The following is a 14,474-nucleotide window of genomic DNA, read 5'->3' as shown; positions in this document are numbered from 1 at the left end:
GGGGAAGGGGGCGTCCCTTCGACAAATCTCTACAGCTGGCCGACTATTCGAACTAGGCTCCAGCCTATGCCGTATCCCGTCGGTCAGAAAATTTATCATATCGTCCATGTCGACCGCTTGGCTTCGATCGTTAGGGATCATTCCCTTTGGAGCCACTCGGAAGCGATTCGCCGCCAGCTCGGCGGAACAATGATCGGAATGGACCAGATCAAACGCAACCGATTGAATTTTCCCGTAAAATGCTGGCCTGGAGATACAGTGGGCAGCTACGTTCCGTTCTACTTTTGTTCTAGATCTATAATGCTTTTTGTGATCCACTGCGCTAACCATCCCGGCCTCACCTATCGCGGAGGCCAAGGACCTATCGTGCATCTGGAGGCGGACTTGGCCGAAGTCATCACTGCGGCAAACGCCGCCGACCGACGATGGGCTGTCTCGCTCTCAAATGCAGGTACCGCGTATTCGGAATTCCGTACCGGCCCGGCCGCATTTGATGAGATTGATTGGGACTCCGTTCGTTCAACGCAATTTCGCGATCCGGATATCAAAGAACGCAAACAAGCCGAATTCCTGATCCAGCGTTCCTTCCCTTGGACACGGATTTCAAAGATCGGCGTTCAAAACCAACAAATTGCGCAGCAGGTGGCAAACATCTTGCATAACGTCGACCATCGACCAGCGGTGGAAATCAGGCCAGACTGGTACTACTGAGGGGCCAGTATGATCGAAGAAGGCCACGGCGACGTTCTGCGCATCGATGCGGAAGCGATCGTCAACACCGTAAACTGCGTAGGCATAATGGGCCGCGGCATCGCGCTGCAGTTCAAGAACGCCTACCCGGCCAATTTTGAGGCTTACGCGCAAGCGTGCTCGCTCGGTGAGGTCGAGCCCGGCCGCATGTTTGTGTTTGAAACCGGGTACCTGACCAACCCACGCTACATCATTAATTTTCCAACCAAGCGACACTGGAAGGGTAAGAGCCGCCTGTCCGACATCGAAGTCGGACTGCAGGATCTGCGTCGGATTATCGTAGATAAGGGCATTCGCTCTATTGCTGTCCCCCCACTAGGCGCCGGCCTTGGCGGCCTAGATTGGGCTGACGTAAAGCCCAAGATTGTCAGTGCCTTGCAAGGCCTCGCCGACGTAAGGGTGATCATATTCAACCCTGGGGGCGCACCTGACCCTAGGGTAATGGCCCGCACTCAAGAAATACCAAAGATGTCGGCCGGGCGCGCCGCACTTGTTGTCCTTATGCACCGTTACTTGGGAGGCCTTCTCGATCCTTTTGTGAGCCTACTTGAAGTACATAAGCTGATGTATTTCATGCAGGCAGCAGGCCAACCTTTGCAATTGAGATTTACCAAAGCTCAATTCGGACCATATGCCGAAAATCTTCGTCACGTTCTACGTCAAGTGGAGGGCCATCTGGTCACTGGTTATGCCGATGGCGGAGATCAGCCTCATAAGCAGCTTGAACTTGTGCCAGGCTCAGTAGTCGATGCAGAAGCTTTTCTGGCAAGCGATTCGGAAGCGCGAAATCGCTTCGATGAAGTCGCACTCCTGGTAAATGGCTTCGAGACGCCCTATGGCCTCGAACTTCTTGCCACGGTCCACTGGGTTGTTACCCAGGAAGGCGCAACCACCGTGAATGAAGCGCTCGATCTCATTCATCATTGGAACGATCGTAAAAAGACCTTCTCTAGAGAACAGGTCGAACTCGCATTCTCCACGCTAGATCGTCTCGGCTGGACAGAACGAACGGTGGCGCAACACTAATGGCTACTAGGTAGGCCTCTATCCTCGGCGAGAGGTGGGCACACACCCACCCCGCCGCCAACGAATTCAACGCCCTACGCCCGTCCACGCTGAGCACGGACCCAAACTTATCCTACACCTCCAAAACGCCCGCATAATCACTCTCGCCCCACCACCGGGGAGGCCGTCCAGCTGGCGACCTGGCGGGTGGCGGGGGCGGTCGAGCGGGGAGCGTCCGCTGGCCGGTGTCGGAGGGCCCATCGGGTCGGTCGGCGGAGCGTGGAGGTCCTGGATGGGGCCTCGGGCGGTCCGGACCGGGCGGCGGGAACACCCCCTCGGGGCCGAACGGCGAAACGCACCAGGCGCGGGCTGAAATCGCCCGCGCGGTCCGGACGGGGTACGTCGCCCCTCCGCCCGCCGGGGGCCTCCATCGGAGCGGGTTAAAAATCCGCGATCCGAAGGCTCTCATCCACCGGCCGCGCGGAGCGCTCCGGCCCAGGCCGAAACGGTACACTCCAAATCCTACACCGGGCATGGCCCGGACGCTCCGCCGCCTCCCCAAGCCCTCAGCGGGTTTCCGCGTGAGATCGAGACGTCGTGCTCGCCAGCCCTTGCCCCCACCTGACCGCTTCGCGGTCTGTCCGCCCCCATGGGGGGCGGAGCCCCGCGGTCTTCCTCTTTGAACGGAGAGCCTTCCATGGCCAGACATCGCCCCCAGACCCCGGCCGATCCGGCCGCCAGGATCGACATCGACGCCGCCCTGCGCGCGGCCCTCGCGGAACTGGAACGCCGCAAGGCCTACAAGCACCTGATCCACCTCGAGGGGCGGATCGCGGAATTCCCGCCCGTGCCCGACGATCCGCCCTATGTCGAGATCTTCCCAGATCTCGCCAAGTCTTAACGGCGCCTTCACCAGTGTTATCCACAGGCCGCGCCAGTCCAGCAACATGAACGCCGCGTAATCTGTCCGCGAAGTAATCCACCTTTCCGGCTTGTAACTTGAGATGACGGCCCCGGGTCGGCAGGTATCGCCTCACATCTGAGGGGATGACATCCATGACCAAGACCCTGCTGCTGGCGACCACCGCCGCCGCCCTGATCCTGACCGCCGCGGCAGCCGCGCAAGCCGCCGAGACCGCGCCGCAGGCCGCCCAGGCGCCGGTCCCGACCGGTCCGACCCGCCAGGCGCCGCTGGACGACGCGACCCAGAAGGGCGTGCTGGTCTTCACCCCCGACTTCTTCGCCGCCCAGCGGCCCAACACCGCCCTGGACATGGTCGACCGGGTGCCCGGCTTCACGGTCGACGACGGCACCGGGGCGCGCGGCTTCGAGGGGGCGGTCGGCAACATCCTGATCAACAACAACCGCCCGGCCTCGAAGAACGACGCCGGCTCGGACGTGCTGGAGCGCACCCCCGCCAGCCAGGTCGACCGCATCGAGCTGATCCGCGGCGGCGCCCCGGGCATCGACATGCAGGGCTATTCGGTGGTGGTGAACGTCGTCCTTAAGACCGCCGCCAGCCGCCAGTCGATCGTCACCTGGAACAACGTGCTGTTCGACGGCGGCCACGACGTCTGGGGCGGCAGCTACCAGTTCACCGCCAAGAGCGGCGAGCGCAGCTGGAGCGTGCTGCTCAGCGACGGGACCTCGACCAGCGACTCCAACGGCGTGGGCCGCAACATCCGCCGCGACGCGGCCGGGGCGGTGCTGCGCGACGAGGCCTTCGTCAACGACGGCTGGGGCGGCAGCGACACGGCGCGGGTCAACTATTCGGGCCCGCTGGCCGGCGGCAAGGTCGAGGCCACGGCCGAGTACGGGGTCCACGACTGGAAGGAATGGCAGAGGATCAGTTCGCCCGGCGTGCTGCGCGCCAGCGACTATGCCGAGGACACCAAGTCGGGCGAGCTGGGCGTCACCTGGATCCGGCCGCTGAAGCCGAAATGGACGCTGGAGACCCGGGTCATCCACCAGTTCGAGCGCTTCGACGACGTGGCTGCCGGCAGCGACAGCGAGGAAGGCCTGGACCAGCGCTTCACGGCCAAGGGCGACTCTTCCGAGTCGATCGTCCGCGCCCTGGTCCGCCACGAGGCCGGCGCGGCCCTGACGATCGAGGCCGGCGGCGAGCTGGCCTACAACATGCTCGACGCCCAGCAGGCCTATATGGAGAACGGGGCCCCGGTCGCCCTGCCCTCGGCGTCGGTCAAGGTGGAGGAGCTGCGCGGCGAGGCCTTCACCAAGGCCACCTGGCGGGTGAACCCGCGACTGACCCTGGAGGGCGGGCTGCGGCTGGAGACCTCGACGATCAAGCAGTCGGGCGACGCCTCGAACAAGGAGAGCTTCTTCTACGCCAAGCCGCGCTTCCAGGCGACCTGGACGCCCAAGGCCAACCACCAGGTGCGGATCCGCTTCGAGCGCGAGCTGGGCCAGCTGGACTTCGACGACTTCGTCGCCTCGTCCGACTTCGACGACGGCAACGTGCACGGCGGCAATGTCGACCTGCGGCCCGAGCAGCGCTGGATCTCGGAGATCACCTTCGAGCGGCGGTTCTGGGGCGAGGGCATCGTCTCGGTCGGCTACCGGCATGACAAGATCATCGGCGTGATCGACCGCCTGCCCCTGCCCGGCGGGCTGTCGGCGACCGGCAACATCGGCGACGGCACGCTGGACCGATTGTCGATGAACATCGTGGTCCCGACCGACAAATGGGGGATCAAGGGCGGCCGCCTGACCTTCAAGAACGACTGGAACGAGACCCACGTCACCGATCCGACCACCCACCGCGACCGTCCGATCTCGGAGGTGCGGCCGACCCAGGCCAATATCGGCTTCCAGCAGGACATCGCCGCCTGGAAGACCCAGTGGGGGATCAACTGGCTGCCGAAGCTGGGCCGCGAGACCTTCGACCCCGACCAGACCGGCGGCTGGCGCGGCGCGGCCTATTTCGAGACCTTCGTCGAGTACAAGCCGACCCCGACCCTGTCGCTGCGCGCCCAGCTGAACATGTGGGACGACTTCGTCATCCGCCGCACGGTCTATGCCGACCGCGAGACCCGGGCGGTGGCGTTCAGCGAGGAGCGCGACATCAATCCGCGGAGCTTCTGGACGCTGCGGCTGAGGAAGACGTTCTGAGTTGAAAATCCAAACTCAGCACAAATCTTTGGTTGCAAATCTACACACATTACCCAAAATTGCATCGCAACATGGGAAATCTGACATGCGTAGAATTCTCCAAGTCGTCGCCGCGGTCACGGCCATGATGGTCGCGACCGCCGCCCAGACGCCGGCGGCCAAGGCCGGTGTCGACGAATGCACCTATATCGCCCAGCAAATCTGCAAGGGCACCCAGGATCCGAACGGCAACTTCTACTATCCGGGCGGACCGGGCTGGCTGGCCTGCGTCGAGGACCAGAAGCAGTATATCCTCATTTGCCAGGGGCCGCCGCCCACACCGTGCCGGGAACCGACGCGCTGCTAGAAAGAGTCCGGCGAGCGCTCAGCGCGCTCGCCGGTTTTCCAACAACTACTTCTTCAGCCGCTCGATCAGCGCCGCCGTCGACGGATCATGCTGGCCCGCCGCGCCGCTTTCCAGCTCCGGCAGGATGCGACCGGCCATCACCTTGCCCAGCTCCACGCCCCACTGGTCGAAGCTGTTGATGCCCCAGATCACCCCCTCGACGAAGGTCTTGTGCTCGTAGAGGGCGATCAGGGCGCCGAAGGTCTGGGGCGTCAGGCGCTCCATCAGCACCAGGGTCGAGGGGCGGTTGCCGGCGAAGGTGCGCTGCGGGGCCAGGGTGGCGATTTCGGCTTCGGAGACACCCTTGGCCGTCAGCTCGGCGATGACGTCTTCGGTGGTGCGGCCGACCATGAACGCCTCGGCCTGGGCCAGGAGGTTGGACAGCAGCTTCTCGTGCATGCCGGCCGGGCCCTCGTCCGACTTGGCCACGCCGATCAGCTCCATCGGGGTGATGTCGGTGCCCTGGTGCATGCACTGGAAATAGGCATGCTGGACGTTGGTGCCCTCGTCGCCGAACACCACGGTCGCCGTGCCGCGCTTGACCGGCTGGCCGTCGGGCCCGACCGACTTGCCGTTGCTCTCCATCTCCAGCTGCTGGAGGAACGAGGCCAGGCGGCGCAGGCGGTGCGAATAGGGCACGACCGAGCGGGCGCGGCGGTCCAGGCCGTTGCGGTTGAAGATCTGGGCCAGGGCGATCAGCACCGGGGCGTTGGCCTCCAGCGAGGCGGTGGCGAAGTGCTCGTCCATGGCCGCCGCGCCGTCCAGGAAGCCCTGGAAGGCGTCCCAGCCGCAGGCCACGGCCACCGACAGGCTGACCGACGACCACAGCGAATAGCGGCCGCCCACCCAGTCCCAGAAGCCGAAGACGCGATCGTCGGCCACCCCGAAGGCGGCGGTCTTGTCCAGGGCGGTGGAGATGGCGGCCAGGTGGGCGTTGGCGCCCGCCTCGCCCAGGGCGGCGACCAGCCAGGCGCGGGCGGCGCCGGCGTTGGCCAGGGTCTCCTGGGTGGTGAAGGTCTTGGAGACCACGATGACCAGGGTCTGTTCCGGATCCATGTCGGCCGTGGTCAGGGCGAACTCGGCGCCGTCGACATTGGCCACGAAGCGCAGGTCGATCTGCGGCTTGACCGGCCGCAGGGCGTCCCACAGCAGGCGCGGACCCAGGTCGCTGCCGCCGATGCCGATGTGCAGGATGGCCTTGAACGGCTTGCCGGTGGCGCCCCTGATCTCGCCCGACCGAACGGCCTCGGCGAAAGCCTTCATCCGGGCGCGGACGGCCTCGACCTCGGCCATGACCGGCGCGCCGCCGGCCTTGACGTCGGCGCTGGCCGGAGCGCGCAGGGCGGTGTGCAGGACGGCTCGACCTTCCGACGAATTGATCGCCTCGCCGCCGAACATCCGGGCCCGGGCGCCTTCGACGTCGGCCGCGTGGGCCAGGTCCAGCGCCGCCTCGACGCCGGCCTCGTCCCAGGCCTGCTTGGACAGGTCGATGTGCAGGCCGGCGACGTCCAGCGTCAGGGTCTCCAGCCGCCGGGGCTCGGCGTCGAACATCTCGACGATACGCTTTTCGCCGGCGGCCTTGGCGGCGGCTTCCAGGCGGGTCCAGGCGGCGTCGAGATCGGCCATGCGGCGTTCCTTCATGCGAGGGGTCACGGTTTTGGTAAATCGGCGTTTACCCGCGCGGGCTTACCAAACCCCTGCCGCCGCGTCATGAAGACCAATGACGTTTTTCGCGGGGAGAGCTCCATGTCCTGTGACGCCGTCGCCTTTTCCGCCATGCTCTGGTTCGCCTCGGGCAGCCCGGGCCTCCAGGCCGTCGACCCGGCCCCCGCCGTGATCCAGCAGAGGCAGGCTCCTGCCTCGGTGGCGGGCGAACCGCTATTTGTCGACATCGTCGGCCGCGCCAAGCGGCTGAAGGCCCAGACCGAGGCCTACCGCACCGGCCTGCCCAAGGACCCGGCCGCCGTCGCCGCGGCCCTGAAGGGCTTCGACGTCTTCCAGGGCCAGATCGCCGAACTGGCCGCCCAGGACATGAAGGGTCACGTGACCCTGAAGGAGCGCGGGGCCGTCGACGACCTCAAGTGCATCCTGCGCGGCATCAGCCAGGACCTGCCCGAAAAGCTGAAGGCCGTCGGCGAGGCCAAGACCGTCAAGGATCAGGACCTGGCCCTGCGCGACATGGTCTATCTGCTGAACGACAATGTCGAAGTGATCACCGCCCCGCCGCAACCGGCGGCGTAAGGCCCTGCTCGCCCGTCGCCGCACCTTCGCCATCGAGGCTTGATAAGGCGCAGCTCGCCGTCCAGAAGGTCGCCTCCTCCCGAGCCCCGTCCGCCGATCATGCCGTCCAAGTTCAAGTCCGCCGCCGTCCTCGCCGCCAGCCTGGTCCTGGCCGCATGCGCCACCGAGACCAAGACCACGGTCTTCGTGCCGGTGGTCGCCCCCACCCCGCCCAGCTCGCTGACCCCGCAGCCGGTGATGCTGTTCAACCAGACCAAGGACGGCCGCAAGCTGTTCACCCTGGACGCCGAGTTCCCCTATTGCGACGTCGAGACCGGCAAGTTGATCGTGGTGCCGCGCTGGTACGTCACCGACTTCGCCAGCGTGCCCTGGTACGGCCAGGGTTTCGTCGATCCGCAGGGGCCGACGGCGCGGGCCGCCATCGTCCACGACTGGCTCTATACGATCGGCGAGCCGGGCAAGCGCGAGGAGGCCGACGCCATCTTCCTGCGGGCGATGCTGAAGTACGGCGTGCCGCCGTTCCAGGCCAACATCGCCTACAAGGCCGTGCGGATCGGCGGCGACAAGGGCTACGGCCTGCCCACCGACTGGCGGTTCACCGACCCCAAGCGCCAGGACGTCTTCCAGCCCGCGCCCTTCGCCAAGCCCCGGACCGGCGCGGTGCGCATCCTGCCGCGCTGCCAGGGGTTCGGGGCGTTGATCCAGTCCGGTTGGCGGGCCTATCCGATCAAGACCCCGGTGATCGAGGCCCCGCCGCCGGTGGTGGTGACGCGCACCCCGCTGGACCAGGTGCGCGAGCGGCTGCCGTTCGGCGGCAAGGGCGATAAGAAGAAGTAGGTCAGAAAGACCCCCTCAGTCGCTCCGCGACAGCTCCCCCAAAAGGGGGAGCATCTGTTCGGCATAGATCCTCCCCCTCTGGGGGAGGTGGCCCAGAGGGCCGGAGGGGGGCTTGCGGCGCTGGCCGCCCTACCCCTTGGCCGCCGTCTCCACCGCCTCGATCACCAGGCCCTCGGTCAACAACTGGGGCAGGACCACCGGTGCGCCGGACCCCTTCGGATAGACCAGGTACAGCGGCACGCCCGCCCGGCCGTGCTCGGCCAGGGCGGCGGCGATCGTGGCGTCGCGCTTGGTCCAGTCGGCGCGCAGCAGCACGGCGTCCGACGCCTTGAACGCGTCGACCAGGCGCTGCCCTTTCAGAGCGGTTCCCTCGTTGACCTTGCAGGTCACGCACCAGTCGGCGGTGAAGTCGACCATCACCACCTTGCCTTGAGCCTGCAGCGCCTTGACCTTCTCGGGGCTCCAGGGCTCGGACGCCAGGCCCGGACCGGCGGCGACCTCGGCCGAAGCGGCGGTCGCAGCGGTGGTGGCGGGCGCTGCGCGGACGCCGGCGACGACCAGGGCCACGGCGACGACCAGCGACAGGGCCGCCAGGATGAACGGCGCGGCCGCGCCCTTGCCTTCGATCCGGCGAGCCTGGGCCAGGCCGTAGAGCCAGGCGGCGAAGGCGACCAGCACGCTGGCGGCCAGCAGGGCGGCCAGGGGGATCGACCCGGTCTGCTGGCTGTAGACCCAGGCCAGCCAGGCGGCGGTGGCGTACATCGGGAAGGCCAGGCCCTTCTTCAGCACGTCCATCCACGGGCCGGGGCGCGGCAGGCGGGCCAGCAGGCCGGGGATGAAGGCCAGCAGCACGAACGGCGCGGCGAAGCCCAGGGCCAGGCCCAGGAACACCAGCAGCGAGGCCAGCGGCGGCTGGGTCAGGGCGTAGCCCAGGGCGCCGGCCATGAACGGCGCGGTGCAGGGCGCGGCCACGACCACGGCCAGGGCGCCGGTCAGGAACGAGCCGCCGAGGCCCGATCCGCCGGCTCCCGACGCCACGCCCTGCACCGAGGCTCCGACCTCGAACACGCCCGACATGTTCAGGGCCACCAGCAGCATCAGCAGGGCCAGGCCGGCCACCACCGCCGGCGACTGCAGCTGGAAGCCCCAGCCCACGGCGGCTCCGCCGGCCCGCACGGCGATCAGCAGGCCGGCCAGGACCAGGAAGGTGACGACCACCCCGGCCAGGAAGGCCAGGCCCTGGACGCGGGTTCGGCCGGCGTCATGGGCGTGGGCGGTCAGGCTGGCGGCCTTCATCGACAGGATCGGGAAGACGCAGGGCATCAGGTTGAGGATCAGCCCGCCCAGGAAGGCGAAGGTCACGGCCAGCGGCAGGCCCAGGCTGGCGCCTTCGGTCGAGCCGTGCGCCTTGGCCGGCGCGGCGGGCGGCGCGCCCAGGCCGCCGGCCGCGGCGGGGATCGCGCCCGGCGTGGCGGTGATCTCGTAGGCCGCGCCGTTCAGGGCCAGGACCCCGGCCAGTTCCGTGGGCTTGGCCTCGGCCTGGGTGAAATCGTACCCGGGGGTCAGCGACAGGGTCAGGCCCTCGGGGCCGCGCTCGATCGCCTGCTCGGGCGGGTGCTCGATGACCTTGCCGGAATAGGGATAGAAGAACGCGCCGGACGGGTCGGCGCCCTTCAGCGGCGCGCCGGTCACGGCCAGCTTCAGCACCGCGCCCTGCAGCGCGAACACCGCCTTCAGCCCGGCCGGCTTGGGGGCCTTGGCCAGGGTCTCGGCGACCCGGGTCCCCCACTTGGGATCGGCGTCGGGCGCGCCCGCCACCACGGGCAGGGTCAGGGTGACGACGGCGTCCTCGGGCACGCAGACCTGCTCGCAGACCAGGAAGGCGGCGGCCGCCTTCAAGGTGACCACTGAGCCGACCTGGGCGCTGGCCGGGACGCTGATCGGCACCGGCAGCAGCACCTCGCCGGTATAGGCGAAGTCCAGCAGCGGCCCGACCCGGCTCTTCTCCGGAGTCGGCCAGACGATGTCGCCGGCGGTCCAGCCGGCCGGCAGGGTCCAGACGATGCGGGTGGCGTCGCCGGCGTCGCCCGGATTGCGCCAATAGGTGTGCCAGCCGGGCTGGATCTTCTGGCGCAGGGCCACATAGACTGTCGAGCCTGGGGCGACGCCGGCTTCCTGCGAGACCAGCTCGACCTCGATATGCCCGGTCTGCACCGGATCGGCCTTGGCCGTTCCGCCCAGGCCCGCCACGCCGGCGCACAGGAGGATCACCAGGGTCGGCAGGACGGCGAACAATCTGCGGAGCGGCATGGACAGGTTCCGAACGCGACCAGGAGGAACAACGGCGAGGCCAAGACACATGGCTTGTCCAAGCGCTCTCGACAATGGCCAAGCCGTCGTGATCAGGTCCAGGACCCGCCTTCGCAGCAGAGTCGCCCCCATGCCCGCTTCCTTCGACGACATCGCGATCGGCCAGGTGGTCACGCTGGGAACCACGGTGGTCGACGGCAAGGCGCTGGACGCCTTCTGCGCGGCCTTCCAGCCGGGCTGGCCGACGGCCAGCGGCGCCCCCGACACCATGGTGTTCGCCATCTGGTCGAAGCTGGACGCCGAGGCCAGCGCCGCCTGGCCCCAGACCAAGCGGGTCGGGGTCGACGCCCTGCGCTGGCTGCGCAACCCGCCGGCCGGCGAGCTGCTGCGCGGCCGCATGACGGTGATGGGCAAGGACCCGGTCGGCGACGGCAAGGGCATCGTCATCGCCCAGCACGACCTGCTGGACGAGGCGGGGCGCCTGGTCTTCTCGTGCCTGACGCGCAGCATCTTCGCGCGGTGAGGCCGCAACTGAAGCTGGGGACAGGCACATGTGCCTGTCCCCGACCGCGCAAAGAAAAGGCGGCGGGCTCTTTCGAACCCGCCGCCTCTTCGACGCCGTGAAGCGTAAAGCCTAGTTCAGCGCGCCGCTGGCGACCTGTTGCTGCTGGCGCAGGGTGGCCAGGGCGATCAGGCGGTCCCAGCCGATCAGCGACACCAGGTGCGCATAGATCTGGGCCAGGGCGCCGCTGGTCTGCAGCTCCTTGATCTTCTCGGCCGGCAGGGCGTTCAGCTTCTCTTCCGAGACGCCGAAATACTCGGCCACGGTCTGCGGTTCGCCCGGCTGGCCGTTCTGGTCCATCGGGGTGAAGATCGCCTTCTTCAGTTCGAACAGGTCGTTGTCCTTCAGCAGCTGCACGAACGAGTCGGTGCGGCGGCGCTCGACTTCGAAGTCGTCGCAGAACTTGATGCAGTTCTGGGTGTATTCGGTCGGCTCGCCCTTGTCGTCGAACAGCGGGGTCTGGCCGCCCTCGGCCAGCAGGTCCGAGCCGCGGTCGATGCAGACGATCAGCCGGTCCTGGCTGTCGTCATTGGCCAGGACGAACGGATAGCGGCGGATATAGGCGGGGATGTAGGCGCCCGCCTCGAAGGCGCCGTCGGCCTGGATGAACAGGTTCTCGCCGGTGTTGAGGCCCATGACGGCCAGCGGCACGCGGTCCTCGCCGGCGAAGATCACCGGATAGCTCAGGGCGGCCGGGGCGAATTCGGTGACGGCCAGCGGCACGGCGGTACCGCTCAGGGCGAAGCTGTACGGCTTGTCCTTGTGGACCAGGGCGAGCTTGGCGTGCTGCTCGCGGTTCAGCGGCTCCGGCGAGGAGTAGAAGAGGACGTTGCCGGAGATGCCGCCGGCGGGTTGGGTCGTTTCCATGAACAGCTCGACAAAAGGCTAATGAACGGACGCCTATTGCGCTCAGGCGGCCTTGAAAGGTCTGGCGCTTCTAGCCGATCCCGAGGGGCCTCGCAATCGACCCCTCCGCCGTGCGGTTCAGTGACGCTTCGGTTTCGCCCGTGGCGGGAGAACGGGCGCGAGAGGGCGCCGTTGGCGACCCTTCCACCGGCTGACGCTTGCCCAGGCGCCGCATCACCGCCTGCGAGGCGATCGCCGCGATCGCGTCGCGGTCGGCGTCGACCGGCGCGCGCAGGACCAGCCGGTCGGTGTGGATCACGCCGGCCGGCCGCTGGCCAGGGCGGCGTAGAGGTCCGGCCGCCGGTCGCGGAAGAAGCCCCAGGCCGCGCGGTGGGTCTGCAGGAAATCCAGGTCGAAGGTCGCCGCGACGACGCCCTCGTCGGCCCGGCCCAACTCGCTGACCAGGTCGCCGCGATGGTCGGCGACGAAGGACGAGCCGTAGAAGGTCTGGCCGCCGTTCGGATAGCCGTCCCAGGGCTCGAAGCCGATGCGGTTGGCGCCGACCACCGGGATCACGTTGCTGACCGCATGGCCCTGCATGGCCCGCCGCCACGGCAGGGCGGTGTCCAGGCTGGGGTCGTGCGGCTCGCTGCCGATGGCGGTGGGGTAGAACAGGCACTCGGCGCCCATCAGCGCCATGGCGCGGGCGGCCTCCGGATACCACTGGTCCCAGCAGATGCCCACGCCCAGGCGGCCGAAGCGGGTGTCCCAGACCTTGAAGCCCGTGTCGCCCGGCCGGAAGTAGTACTTTTCCATGTAGCCGGGGCCGTCGGGGATGTGGCTCTTGCGATAGAGGCCCAGCAGCGACCCGTCGGCGTCGGCCATCACCAGGCTGTTGAAATAGTGCGGGCCTTCCTTCTCGAAGATCGAGATCGGGATGACCACGCCCAGCTCGCCGGCCAGGGGGGCGATGGCCTTGACCACGGGATGCTCGCGCCAGGGATGGGCCTGCGCGAACCACCGCTCCTCCTGGGCCACGCAGAAATAGGGGCCCTGGAACAGCTCGGACGGCAGGATCACCTGGGCGCCGTTGGCGGCCGCCTCGCGGATGAAGTGCTCGATCTTCTTGATATTGGCCTGCAGGTCCGTCCCATAAGAGGTCTGGATCGCGGCGACGCTGAGGGTGCGGGTCATTCGCCGGGCTCCTGCTGGCTGATGCAGTGGAACGAGCCGCCGCCCGTCAGGATGGCGGTCGAGGGCAGGCCGATCACCTCGCGCTCGGGGAACAGGCCGCTGATCACCTCGACGGCGAAGGCCCCCGACTCCTCGGCGTAGATCGGCACGATCACCGCCTCGTTGGCGATCAGGAAGTTCATGTGCGAGGCCGGGATGATCTCGCCGTCCTCGTCCAGGATCCGGCCCGGCGAGGGGATGCGCACCACCTGCAGGGGCGAGCCGCGGCTGTCGGTCATCGAGGCCAGGGCGCGGGCGGTCTCGGCATAGACCTCGGCGTTGGGGTCGTCGGTCCCGAAGGCCATCGGGCAGGCCACCACGCCGGGCGCGACGAAGCGGGCCAGGTTGTCGACATGGCCGTCGGTATGGTCGTTCAGCAGGCCGTCGCCCAGCCACAGCACCTTCCTGGCGCCCAGCGCCGCGGCCAGGGCGGCGGCGGCCTTGGCCTCGTCCCAGTCGCCGTTGCGGTTGGCGTTCAACAGGCACTGGCGGGTGGTCAGGATCGTGCCCTGACCGTCATGGTCCAGCGCGCCCCCCTCCAGGATGAAGGCGTTGCGGGTGAGGGGCGCGCCGCTGGCGGCGGCGATCTGCTCGGCGACGATGTCGTCGCCCTCCAGCTGGTACTTGCCGCCCCAGCCGTTGAACTTGAAGCCAGCCGCCACCGCGCCGCCGGCCGTCTCGGTGAAGATCGGCCCGGTGTCGCGCAGCCAGATGTCGCCGAACTGGCCGCGGACGATCTCGACCGCGGTGTCGCCCAGGCGGGCGCGGGCGGCGGCCTCGGCCTCGTCGCCGACCACCATCAGCCGCACGCGCTCGCCGCCGGGCCCGGCCAGGGCGCGGGCCAGGGCGGCCACCTCGTCCTGGGCCTGGTCGAGATCTTCCCGCCAGAGCTCGGCGTGGCTGGGGAAACCCACCCACATGGCGCGGTGCGGAGCCCACTCGGCGGGGACGGTCGGGGTCATGGAGGAAACCTGGATCGAAACGGGAGGCGCAAATGGGCCGGGACGGCCCCGGGGTCAAGCCGCCCTTCTAGAGCATTTTCAAGCGAAGTGGATTCCGGTTCGCGTGAAGGAAATGCGTCAAAGCAAAAAGCAAACGGGTGCGACAAAAGAAAAAGGGCGGCCCGTTTCCGGACCGCCCCCGTTCTCGGATCCCGTCGAGACGGGGCCCTGGTCT

The 14,474-nt window shown here is 67.8% G+C and carries 14 protein-coding genes; 8 read left to right on the top strand and 6 right to left on the bottom strand.

The genetic code is table 11. From position 1 onward, the window contains the following. The first annotated feature begins 66 nt into the window (after positions 1 to 66). The 5 genes from darT to ACSQ2G_RS10120 all read left to right on the top strand — a co-directional run bounded on the left by darT (position 67) and on the right by ACSQ2G_RS10120 (position 5,230). A complete protein-coding gene (gene darT, locus ACSQ2G_RS10140) occupies positions 67 to 711 on the top strand; it encodes a type II toxin-antitoxin system toxin DNA ADP-ribosyl transferase DarT (RefSeq protein WP_436030481.1) in 645 nt (214 codons plus the stop codon). A 9-nt stretch (positions 712 to 720) separates the two neighbouring features. Beyond that, positions 721 to 1,776, top strand: coding sequence for a type II toxin-antitoxin system antitoxin DNA ADP-ribosyl glycohydrolase DarG (gene darG / locus ACSQ2G_RS10135; RefSeq protein WP_436030479.1), 1,056 nt, complete (start codon positions 721 to 723; stop codon positions 1,774 to 1,776). Positions 1,777 to 2,452: 676 nt separating this feature from the next. After that, positions 2,453 to 2,656 (top strand): hypothetical protein, encoded by a 204-nt coding sequence (locus tag ACSQ2G_RS10130; RefSeq protein ID WP_436030478.1) that lies wholly within the window; start codon positions 2,453 to 2,455, stop codon positions 2,654 to 2,656. Positions 2,657 to 2,811: 155 nt separating this feature from the next. Then, complete coding sequence (locus ACSQ2G_RS10125; RefSeq protein WP_436030476.1) at positions 2,812 to 4,884, top strand: TonB-dependent receptor plug domain-containing protein; 2,073 nt, start codon at positions 2,812 to 2,814, stop codon at positions 4,882 to 4,884. 85 nt (positions 4,885 to 4,969) lie between these two features. Continuing rightward, positions 4,970 to 5,230: a hypothetical protein gene (locus tag ACSQ2G_RS10120; RefSeq protein WP_436030474.1), complete on the top strand. Its 261-nt coding sequence runs from the start codon at positions 4,970 to 4,972 to the stop codon at positions 5,228 to 5,230. Between the two features lie 45 nt (positions 5,231 to 5,275). Here ACSQ2G_RS10120 and pgi read toward each other — a convergent pair whose 3' ends face one another. Further along, the gene (gene pgi, locus ACSQ2G_RS10115; RefSeq protein WP_436030472.1) at positions 5,276 to 6,895 is read right to left on the bottom strand and encodes a glucose-6-phosphate isomerase; all 1,620 of its coding nucleotides are present in this window, start codon (positions 6,893 to 6,895) and stop codon (positions 5,276 to 5,278) included. Between the two features lie 120 nt (positions 6,896 to 7,015). On the opposite strand from pgi, the gene ACSQ2G_RS10110 reads away from it, so the two are divergent. Both ACSQ2G_RS10110 and ACSQ2G_RS10105 read left to right on the top strand, forming a co-directional pair. Continuing rightward, complete coding sequence (locus tag ACSQ2G_RS10110; protein ID WP_436030470.1) at positions 7,016 to 7,510, top strand: hypothetical protein; 495 nt, start codon at positions 7,016 to 7,018, stop codon at positions 7,508 to 7,510. A gap of 99 nt (positions 7,511 to 7,609) precedes the next feature. Next, positions 7,610 to 8,347, top strand: a complete 738-nt coding sequence (locus ACSQ2G_RS10105) for a DUF1353 domain-containing protein (RefSeq protein WP_436030468.1) — start codon at positions 7,610 to 7,612, stop codon at positions 8,345 to 8,347. Positions 8,348 to 8,476: 129 nt separating this feature from the next. Here ACSQ2G_RS10105 and ACSQ2G_RS10100 read toward each other — a convergent pair whose 3' ends face one another. Further along, positions 8,477 to 10,657 (bottom strand): protein-disulfide reductase DsbD family protein, encoded by a 2,181-nt coding sequence (locus ACSQ2G_RS10100; RefSeq protein ID WP_436030466.1) that lies wholly within the window; start codon positions 10,655 to 10,657, stop codon positions 8,477 to 8,479. Positions 10,658 to 10,787: 130 nt separating this feature from the next. Here ACSQ2G_RS10100 and ACSQ2G_RS10095 point away from each other — a divergent pair, with 130 nt between their 5' ends. Beyond that, positions 10,788 to 11,180: an acyl dehydratase gene (locus ACSQ2G_RS10095; protein ID WP_436030464.1), complete on the top strand. Its 393-nt coding sequence runs from the start codon at positions 10,788 to 10,790 to the stop codon at positions 11,178 to 11,180. A 111-nt stretch (positions 11,181 to 11,291) separates the two neighbouring features. Here the strand turns inward: ACSQ2G_RS10095 and ACSQ2G_RS10090 are convergent, their stop codons facing one another. From ACSQ2G_RS10090 to ACSQ2G_RS10075, 4 genes are all read right to left on the bottom strand, one after another. Beyond that, positions 11,292 to 12,086: a SapC family protein gene (locus ACSQ2G_RS10090; RefSeq protein WP_436030462.1), complete on the bottom strand. Its 795-nt coding sequence runs from the start codon at positions 12,084 to 12,086 to the stop codon at positions 11,292 to 11,294. A gap of 70 nt (positions 12,087 to 12,156) precedes the next feature. Next, complete coding sequence (locus tag ACSQ2G_RS10085) at positions 12,157 to 12,384, bottom strand: hypothetical protein (RefSeq protein WP_436030460.1); 228 nt, start codon at positions 12,382 to 12,384, stop codon at positions 12,157 to 12,159. Further along, complete coding sequence (gene aguB / locus ACSQ2G_RS10080; protein ID WP_436030458.1) at positions 12,381 to 13,259, bottom strand: N-carbamoylputrescine amidase; 879 nt, start codon at positions 13,257 to 13,259, stop codon at positions 12,381 to 12,383. Before aguB ends, ACSQ2G_RS10085 begins: the two co-directional genes overlap by 4 nt. Further along, positions 13,256 to 14,260, bottom strand: coding sequence for an agmatine deiminase family protein (locus ACSQ2G_RS10075; RefSeq protein ID WP_436030457.1), 1,005 nt, complete (start codon positions 14,258 to 14,260; stop codon positions 13,256 to 13,258). The genes aguB and ACSQ2G_RS10075 overlap by 4 nt, the downstream gene beginning before the upstream one ends. Between the last annotated feature and the right edge of the window lie 214 nt (positions 14,261 to 14,474).

The organism is Caulobacter sp. LjRoot300, assembly GCF_964253875.1.
In the GTDB taxonomy this organism is placed as follows: Bacteria; Pseudomonadota; Alphaproteobacteria; order Caulobacterales; family Caulobacteraceae; genus Caulobacter.
The sequence above is the reverse complement of the archived record's forward strand: the minus strand, read 5'-3'. Positions and strand labels throughout refer to the sequence as shown.

Excerpts from the sequence above, each read along its gene's own strand:
- ACSQ2G_RS10120 (WP_436030474.1), top strand. The coding sequence starts at position 4,970 with ATGCGTAGAATTCTCCAAGTCGTCGCCGCGGTCACGGCCATGATGGTC.
- ACSQ2G_RS10130 (WP_436030478.1), top strand. The coding sequence starts at position 2,453 with ATGGCCAGACATCGCCCCCAGACCCCGGCCGATCCGGCCGCCAGGATC.
- ACSQ2G_RS10125 (WP_436030476.1), top strand. The coding sequence starts at position 2,812 with ATGACCAAGACCCTGCTGCTGGCGACCACCGCCGCCGCCCTGATCCTG.
- pgi (WP_436030472.1), bottom strand. The coding sequence starts at position 6,895 with ATGGCCGATCTCGACGCCGCCTGGACCCGCCTGGAAGCCGCCGCCAAG.
- aguB (WP_436030458.1), bottom strand. The coding sequence starts at position 13,259 with ATGACCCGCACCCTCAGCGTCGCCGCGATCCAGACCTCTTATGGGACG.
- ACSQ2G_RS10105 (WP_436030468.1), top strand. The coding sequence starts at position 7,610 with ATGCCGTCCAAGTTCAAGTCCGCCGCCGTCCTCGCCGCCAGCCTGGTC.
- ACSQ2G_RS10110 (WP_436030470.1), top strand. The coding sequence starts at position 7,016 with ATGTCCTGTGACGCCGTCGCCTTTTCCGCCATGCTCTGGTTCGCCTCG.
- ACSQ2G_RS10100 (WP_436030466.1), bottom strand. The coding sequence starts at position 10,657 with ATGCCGCTCCGCAGATTGTTCGCCGTCCTGCCGACCCTGGTGATCCTC.
- darT (WP_436030481.1), top strand. The coding sequence starts at position 67 with ATGCCGTATCCCGTCGGTCAGAAAATTTATCATATCGTCCATGTCGAC.
- ACSQ2G_RS10075 (WP_436030457.1), bottom strand. The coding sequence starts at position 14,260 with ATGACCCCGACCGTCCCCGCCGAGTGGGCTCCGCACCGCGCCATGTGG.
- ACSQ2G_RS10095 (WP_436030464.1), top strand. The coding sequence starts at position 10,788 with ATGCCCGCTTCCTTCGACGACATCGCGATCGGCCAGGTGGTCACGCTG.
- ACSQ2G_RS10090 (WP_436030462.1), bottom strand. The coding sequence starts at position 12,086 with ATGGAAACGACCCAACCCGCCGGCGGCATCTCCGGCAACGTCCTCTTC.
- darG (WP_436030479.1), top strand. The coding sequence starts at position 721 with ATGATCGAAGAAGGCCACGGCGACGTTCTGCGCATCGATGCGGAAGCG.